The organism is uncultured Flavobacterium sp., assembly GCF_963975005.1.
Lineage (GTDB): Bacteria > Bacteroidota > Bacteroidia > Flavobacteriales > Flavobacteriaceae > Flavobacterium.
The window spans coordinates 36,691-45,165 of sequence record NZ_CAXBFR010000006.1 but is presented as its reverse complement, the minus strand read 5'-3'; the positions used below and the strand labels follow the sequence as shown (position 1 = coordinate 45,165).

Below are 8,475 nucleotides of genomic sequence, written 5' to 3'. Positions count from 1 at the left end.
TGATGGTGAAATGTTTTCATGGTATGGATCTCGAATTTTAAAATCTTTTGACTATTTTAAACAATTACATAATAAAATTTAAGAATAAATTAAATATTGTTTCATCATTTAATAGGCTACATTTGACCTCAAAATAAATCAATTTGATTTCCTATACAATTTATAAAAACGAAACAAGTCAAGATTGGATAACCTTTGTGCATGGAGCTGGAGGAAGTTCGTCTATTTGGTTTAAACAAATAAGAGAATTTCAAAAACATTATAATGTTTTACTTTTGGACTTACGAGGACATGGAGATTCAAAAAGTATTTTAAAAGTAACTTCATCAAAATATACTTTCAATGCAATTGCAGATGATATTTTAGAAGTAATTAATCACCTCAAAATTGAATCTTCTCATTTTGTTGGGATTTCGTTAGGTACAATTTTAATTCGTCAATTAGCTGAAAATCACCCTACAAGAGTAAAAAGTATGATTTTAGGTGGTGCAATTTTAAAGATGAATTTTCGTTCTCAGATATTAATGAAAGTTGGAAATATTTTTAAGCATGTATTGCCTTATTTGATTTTATATAAGTTGTTTGCTTTTATAATAATGCCAAAAGCAAATCACAAACAGTCACGATTATTTTTTATTAATGAAGCTAAAAAGTTATACCAAAAGGAATTTATAAAATGGTTTAAACTTACAGCAGAAATTAATCCTTTACTAAAATATTTCAGGCAAATAGAACTTTCAATCCCTACTTTATATGTCATGGGAAGTGAAGATTATATGTTTTTACCATCTATTAAAGAAGTTGTTAAAAGCCACTATAATTCTTCAAAATTAAATGTTATTGAAAATTGTGGTCATGTGGTTAATATAGAACAAGCTCAAAAGTTCAACGAAGTTTCTCTTCAATTTCTTAAAAATTTGGCATAAAAAAAAACCGATAGCTTCTGACTAACGATTTCTTTTTACTAACTAACTCAACCAAACTTATTTGTTTTTCAACACTACAAATGTCGGAAATATTTTTTTGGCCAATGTTAATTGTATGTTATTTATATGTTATTGATTTCTAAAATTTTAGAAACAAATAAGCACACTATTTTTTGTCTTGTAAAGCAAATACTTTTTTCAATAAATCAGAACTTCTTGAACTAAAGTCAGTTCTGATATTTTGCTCTTCTACAGCTATCATTTTAAAGACACCTTCCATAGCTTTGTTTGTTGTATAATCTGTTAAATCTGGATTTACTTTAGTAACAAAAGGAAGACTATTGTATTTTGTTATAATGTTTGTCCAAACTTTATCAGCTCCAACTTTAGCAAAAGAATTTTTAATTACCGGATTAAATTTTGAATACAAAGCGGTAGATGTTGAGGTTTCTAAATATGAAGTTGCAGCAGTATTATTTCCCATTAAAATATTTTTTGCATCATTAAATGACATATTTTTAACAGCATCAACAAATATTGGTGTAGCTTCTTTTACAGCATCTTCAGCCGCTCTGTTTAAAACCTTTAAACCTTCATCAGCTAAACTAGAAAGTCCAATTTGTCTTAATTTAGTATCAACGGTTTGCAATTCTTGAGGTAACAATATTTTTACAGCTTCATTTTTTAAAAATCCATCTGTTGCTGTTAATTTTGAAACTTGTTTTTCAATTCCATTATCCAAAGCTTCTTTTAAACCATTTGCTATATCTAATTGGCTTAATCCAACTGTTCCTTGAGGTAATTGATCAACTACTTGTTGTAATTCTGCACAACCTGTAGTTGTTAAAAATATTGTTGAAAGTAAAACAACTTTAATCTTTTGTAAAGGCTTTAATTTTGGTATGTTTGTTGTATTCATAATTGAAAATGTGATGATGAAAAATTTACATATACTTTTTTTAATTTTATTTCTTCAAAATTTATCAGCTCAATCTGTACTTATTGCTGATGTTATCGAGGAAAACAAAATTACTGCATTTTCAGAACAAAAACTAATATTAATTGATTTTTGGGCTACTTGGTGTGCACCTTGTGTTACGGCAACTGAGCAATTAGAAATCCTACAAAAACAAAACAAAGAAAAGATATTTATAATTTCAATGTCTGATGAACATTCTTCAAAAATTAAAAAATATTTAGAAAAAAAACCAATTGATTTAATGGTAACTTCTGATTATGATAAATACACTTTTTCAAAATATGAAATAATTTCTCGTCCTTATGCCGTGCTTTTAGATTTAAACGGAAAATTACTTTGGAAAGGTCATCCTGCAGATTTAACGCAAAGAAAGTTAGATCAATATTATGACAAACAACCCAACAAGACAAAAGAGGAGGATTTGTTTTCTATAATAGAAATTAAAGCAGAAGATGCATATGTAAAAGAAAAATTATCAGATGAAAATGCTATTATATTCGAAAAAATAGATGATGGTTTTGACGGAATTACAATTGTAAATGATGAAGTGAATTATTTCGGAAGTTTATCAAATTTGTATTTTGTATTATCAAATAAGTATCCTTTTGAATTGCAATTTGATGCAAAGGCAGATGAACGATTAAAATTGACATGTTCAAAAGAAATGTGGGATATTAAGAAACAAACTATTATTGATATAGTACTTACAACTTACAACTTGCAAAAAACAGAATTTACTAAAAAAATTAACGCTACTGAATTAATAATTAAGAACAATGATTTGCTTTGGGATTCAAATCAATTTGATTGGGAAGGAAGTTCTTCTAATTATATAGTAGGTACGGATAGAATTCAGGCTGATAACATGTCTTTATTCACACTTTGCAGTTTATTAAGCAAGATTAAAGATATCAACTATATTTATAACGGAACAAATAATACTTTATATGACTGGGATATACAGTTTCTTTATGATAACTTAATGAGTGAAGAGTTAGAAAGTTCTTTTGGAATAACATTGAAGTCTACAACTTATGAAGCTAAGATAATTCAGGTTTCAAAGAAATAACTTTTTTATATAGTTTATTTGTGGAGTTAATTTTTAAATGATATTTAATTTTTATTTAATTGAGTGTAACAAGATTTCAATAGTATGCAAATAAAAAGAGGAGTAAAAATGTCACTCCTCTTTTAGTATAATCTTATTTAGGTTTTACTATTATTGTAAAATTCTAAATTCAGTTCTACGGTTAACTTGGTGTTGATCATCTGAACAACTAACTCCGTTAGAACATTTGTTTTTCAATCTAGTTTCACCATATCCTTTAGCTACTAATCTACCTCTTGAGATTCCTTTACCAACTAAATAGTTAACTACTGATTGTGCTCTTTGTTGAGATAATGACATGTTGTATGCGTCATTTCCTCTTGAGTCAGTATGAGACATAATCTCAACTCTTAAGTTTGGTTTTTCATTCATTAATTTTAATAAATTCTCATCAATATCTTTTGTAGATGTTGGTGTTAATTTTGCACTGTTATATTCATATAAAATGTTTAATAAATTGTTTGTTCCAACTAAAGAACAGTCAACTTCTTCCCATACAGTAATTCCACCTTTTTTAACTAATTCCATCTTAGTAACAGTTTTAGTAACAGCAGGAACAACTACTTCAGTAGTATAAGCTGCATTATCAACCACTTGTTTTTTGATAACTGCATATTCAGCTGGAATTTCTACAACAGAGCTTGAAGCTGGAGTTGCAATAACTTGTCTTTTAACCATTGCATATTCAGCAGGTATTTCAATTTCTTGCATTCTTGCAGGAACATCAACAACTTGTCTTTTAACCATTGCATATTCAGCAGGAATTACAGTTTCTTCAACTTTTGCCGGAGTAACAATAACTTGTTTTTTAACAACTGCATATAGAGCAGGAACTTCAACTTCTTCATATCTTGCTGGAGTAGCAATAACTTGTCTTTTTACCATACTATAAACAGCAGGAACTTCAGCTGTATTTACTTTAGCAACATTTTCAATTACTTGTTTTTTGTATGTTGCTGAAGTTTCGCAATAATCTTTTCCTCTTGGATCGTTACAATCGATTGTTTTAGTTGTAGCGTCACTATCTAATTTAGTAAAAGGAACAGTTTCTGTTTCTTCTGGAGTTTCAACAAAACACATTGTCATACAGTCTTCTTTATTTACAGAAGGACAATCCGCTAAAATTGTGTATTCCCATTTTCCTGTTTTTTCTTTTGTTACAAAAGTTTTAGCATCTTTTGAAAAAGTAGCAGGAATTACTTCTAATGTACTTGAAGCCGCTTTAGAAATATAAGGAACATTAACAGTAGAATAGGACTGAGGTACAGAAGTCATAACTTTCATAGCTTCTTTTGCCATAATTTTTTCTTCTTCTGTTTTGTACGTTGCAGGAACAAAAACTAATTTTTTTGTAGCTTCTTTAGCAACAATTTTTTCCTCAACTGTTTTATACACAGCTGGAATTGTAACTAATTTTTTTGAAGCTTCTTTTACTAACATCTTGTCTTCAACAGTTTTGTAAGTTGTAGGAACTTCAACCATTTTCTTAGTCGCTTCTTTAACTAATATTTTGTCTTCAACAGTTTTGTAAGTTGCAGCCGAAGTTACCGTTCTTGAACCAGCTTCTTTAACTAACACTTTTTCTTCAATTGTTTTGTAAGTTGCAGGTACTACTGTTAATTTTTTGTAAGCAGGTGAAACTTGTATTGTTTCCGTAACTTCTTTGAACTCGTCTTTAGTAATACATTTAATGTAACATTTACCAGGAGTTGGGTTAGCAGGAAGTTCCTGAGCCTTAACTCCAAATGACAATAACGTAATTAACGTTGTAATCAATGTAATTTTTTTCATTTTGTTTTGATTTTTAATTGGCTCAAAATTAGATTTTTAGTAAAATTTTAACAAATAAGAAAACTCTCGTTGTAAAATTTTTAGATGAAATCAACTTTTATTCGATTAAATACATAATTATCTTTATTTTAATTGTTATTGTTTGAATTATTTAATTCGTAAATTGCACCATTAAAAATTGATAATTATTTAAAATGGAACCACAGTTACCTTATACTCCTATTAATAAAGTAAGAATTGTTACAGCTGCCTCACTTTTTGATGGTCATGATGCCGCAATTAATATTATGAGAAGAATTATCCAATCAACAGGTTGTGAAGTAATTCATCTCGGACATGATAGAAGTGTTGATGAAGTAGTAAATACAGCAATTCAAGAAGATGCAAATGCTATTGCAATGACATCTTATCAAGGAGGTCATACAGAATATTTAAAATACATGCACGATTTACTTCAAGAAAAAGGTGCTGGTCATATTAAAATATTTGCAGGAGGAGGAGGAGTTATTCTTCCGACAGAAATTAAAGAATTAGAAGCCTATGGAGTGGAGAAAATATATTCTCCTGATGATGGTCGTGCTATGGGATTACAAGGAATGATTAACGACTTAGTAAAGCGTTCTGATTATCCAATTGGGGATAAATTAAATGGTGAAATAAATCATTTAGAAGAAAAATTGCCGACAGCTATTGCACGTGTAATTTCAGCAGCAGAAAACTTTCCTGAAATTGCAAAAGAAACTATGGATGCTATTCATAAAAAGAATGAAACTTCAAAAACACCAGTTTTAGGAATTACAGGAACAGGTGGTGCAGGAAAATCTTCTTTAGTAGATGAATTGGTTCGTAGATTTTTAATCGACTTTCCAGAAAAAACTATCGGATTAATTTCAGTCGATCCATCCAAAAGAAAAACCGGTGGGGCTTTATTAGGAGATAGAATTCGTATGAATGCTATCAACAACCCTAGAGTTTACATGCGTTCTTTAGCAACTCGTCAATCTAATTTAGCTTTGTCCAAATATGTAAATGAAGCTATCCAAGTATTAAAAGCAGCAAAATATGATTTAATTATTCTAGAAACTTCTGGAATTGGTCAGTCAGATACTGAGATCATCGAACATTCTGATGTATCTTTATATGTAATGACACCAGAATTTGGAGCTGCAACGCAATTAGAAAAAATCGATATGTTGGATTTTGCTGATTTAGTAGCTTTAAATAAATTTGACAAACGTGGAGCTTTAGATGCTATTCGCGATGTTAAAAAACAATACCAACGCAATCATAATCTTTGGGATGTAAATCCGGATGAAATGCCTGTTTTTGGAACTATTGCATCACAATTCAACGATCCTGGAATGAACACTTTATATAAATCTATCATGGATAAAATGGTAGAGAAAACAGGTGTTGATTTAAAATCGACTTTCGAAATCACACGCGAAATGAGTGAGAAAATTTATGTAATTCCACCACACAGAACACGTTATTTATCTGAGATTGCAGAAAGTAATAGAAAATATGATGAAACGGCTTTAACACAATTTGAAGTAGCTCAAAAATTATACGGAATTTTTAAAACCATTGAATCGGTAAACGGAAATCTTCCTCAAATTGATAAAAGTGGAATAATAGATGATTCGTTAAATAGAACAGAGGAGAACAAAGTCTTTTTAGAATTGTTAACACAACAATTTGACAAAATTAAAATGGACTTAGATGCTTACAATTGGGAAGTAATTCTTACTTGGGATGAAAAAGTTCAGAAATATAAAAACCCTTTTTACACGTTTAAAGTTCGTGATAAAGAAATCAAAATTGCAACGCATACGGAATCGTTATCGCATTCTCAAATTCCAAAAATATCGTTACCAAAATACCAAGCTTGGGGCGATATCTTAAAATGGAATTTACAAGAAAATGTGCCTGGAGAATTTCCTTTTGCATCTGGATTATATCCATTTAAACGTGAAGGAGAAGATCCAAGTAGAATGTTTGCTGGTGAAGGTGGACCAGAAAGAACTAACAAGCGTTTTCATTATGTTAGTCAAGGAATGCCAGCAAAACGTTTGTCAACAGCTTGTGATAGTGTAACATTATATGGAAATGACCCAGATTTGCGTCCAGATATTTATGGAAAAATCGGAAATGCTGGAGTTTCAATCTGTTGTTTAGATGATGCAAAAAAATTATATTCAGGTTTCGATTTGAGTCATGCTTTAACTTCAGTTTCAATGACAATTAATGGACCAGCACCCATGTTGTTAGGTTTCTTTATGAATGCAGCCATTGATCAAAACTGTGAAAAATACATTATTGAAAATGGTTTAGAAAAAGAAACGGAAGCTAAAATTGAAGCGATTTATAAAGCTAAAGGAACAAAAAGACCAAAATACCAAGGAAATTTACCAGAAAGTAATAATGGTTTAGGTTTAATGCTTTTAGGAGTAACTGGTGATCAAGTTTTGTCTTTAGATATATATAATGATATCAAAGTAAAAACGTTATCTCAGGTTCGCGGAACAGTTCAGGCTGATATTTTGAAAGAAGATCAAGCACAAAATACTTGTATTTTTTCAACAGAATTTGCCTTACGTTTAATGGGTGATGTGCAAGAATATTTCATCAAAGAAAACGTTCGTAATTTTTATTCGGTCTCAATTTCAGGATATCATATTGCTGAAGCTGGAGCGAATCCTATCACACAATTAGCTTTCACACTTTCTAATGGTTTTACTTATGTGGAATATTATTTAAGTCGTGGAATGAACATTAACGATTTTGGACCTAATTTATCATTCTTCTTCTCAAACGGAGTTGATCCAGAATATGCTGTAATTGGTCGTGTAGCTAGAAAAATTTGGGCAAAAGCTTTGAAAGCTAAATATGGTGCAAACGAAAGAGCACAAATGTTGAAATATCACATTCAAACTTCTGGACGTTCCTTACACGCACAAGAAATTGATTTCAATGATATTCGTACAACTTTACAAGCTTTGTATGCGATTTACGATAACTGTAACTCATTACATACAAATGCTTATGATGAGGCAATTACGACTCCAACAGAAGAATCAGTGCGAAGAGCTATGGCCATTCAGTTGATAATTAATAAAGAGTTAGGTTTAGCGAAAAATGAAAATCCAATTCAAGGTTCGTTCATTATTGAAGAATTAACGGATTTAGTGGAAGATGCTGTTTTAACTGAATTTGACAGAATTACAGAAAGAGGTGGCGTTTTAGGTGCCATGGAAACTATGTACCAAAGAAGTAAAATTCAAGAAGAATCTATGCATTATGAAATGTTGAAGCATACGGGTGAATTCCCAATTATTGGTGTGAATACATTCTTGAGTTCAAAAGGTTCTCCAACTGTTATTCCGGCTGAGGTTATTCGTGCTACAGAAGAGGAAAAACAATATCAAATTAATATGTTAAAACAATTGCATATAACTTATGAAGATAGGGTAGAAGAACAATTAACTAAATTACAAGATGCAGCCATCAAAAACGAAAACTTATTTGAGTTATTGATGGAAGCTACTAAAGTTTGTTCATTAGGACAAATCACAAATGGATTGTTTGAAGTTGGTGGTCAATATAGACGCAATATGTAAGAAAATATCTTTCTTGATAACAGAAAAAAGGTCAAACAAATTAATGTTTGA

General features: G+C 30.2%; 5 protein-coding genes. 3 read left to right on the top strand and 2 right to left on the bottom strand.

All coding sequences use genetic code 11. The features are described 5' to 3' along the window. Positions 1-143: 143 nt before the first annotated feature. Positions 144-926 carry an alpha/beta hydrolase gene (locus AACZ53_RS01625; protein ID WP_339833994.1) on the top strand — a complete coding sequence of 261 codons (783 nt, stop codon included), beginning with the start codon at positions 144-146 and terminating at the stop codon, positions 924-926. A gap of 166 nt (positions 927-1,092) precedes the next feature. Here AACZ53_RS01625 and AACZ53_RS01620 read toward each other — a convergent pair whose 3' ends face one another. Beyond that, complete coding sequence (locus AACZ53_RS01620; RefSeq protein WP_339833991.1) at positions 1,093-1,845, bottom strand: DUF4197 domain-containing protein; 753 nt, start codon at positions 1,843-1,845, stop codon at positions 1,093-1,095. Positions 1,846-1,858: 13 nt separating this feature from the next. On the opposite strand from AACZ53_RS01620, the gene AACZ53_RS01615 reads away from it, so the two are divergent. After that, positions 1,859-2,974 carry a TlpA disulfide reductase family protein gene (locus AACZ53_RS01615; RefSeq protein WP_339833988.1) on the top strand — a complete coding sequence of 372 codons (1,116 nt, stop codon included), beginning with the start codon at positions 1,859-1,861 and terminating at the stop codon, positions 2,972-2,974. A 150-nt stretch (positions 2,975-3,124) separates the two neighbouring features. On the opposite strand, the gene AACZ53_RS01610 is transcribed toward AACZ53_RS01615, so the two are convergent. Beyond that, entirely contained in the window at positions 3,125-4,804 is a 1,680-nt protein-coding gene (locus AACZ53_RS01610; RefSeq protein WP_339833985.1) for an OmpA family protein, read from the bottom strand. 194 nt (positions 4,805-4,998) lie between these two features. Here AACZ53_RS01610 and AACZ53_RS01605 point away from each other — a divergent pair, with 194 nt between their 5' ends. Next, positions 4,999-8,424: a methylmalonyl-CoA mutase family protein gene (locus AACZ53_RS01605; RefSeq protein ID WP_339833982.1), complete on the top strand. Its 3,426-nt coding sequence runs from the start codon at positions 4,999-5,001 to the stop codon at positions 8,422-8,424. Positions 8,425-8,475 lie beyond the last annotated feature (51 nt).

What these genes read in the sequence shown, in the direction of transcription:
- AACZ53_RS01620 (WP_339833991.1), bottom strand. Translation starts at nt 1,845, where the DNA reads ATGAATACAACAAACATACCAAAATTAAAGCCTTTACAAAAGATTAAA.
- AACZ53_RS01615 (WP_339833988.1), top strand. Translation starts at nt 1,859, where the DNA reads ATGATGAAAAATTTACATATACTTTTTTTAATTTTATTTCTTCAAAAT.
- AACZ53_RS01610 (WP_339833985.1), bottom strand. Translation starts at nt 4,804, where the DNA reads ATGAAAAAAATTACATTGATTACAACGTTAATTACGTTATTGTCATTT.
- AACZ53_RS01605 (WP_339833982.1), top strand. Translation starts at nt 4,999, where the DNA reads ATGGAACCACAGTTACCTTATACTCCTATTAATAAAGTAAGAATTGTT.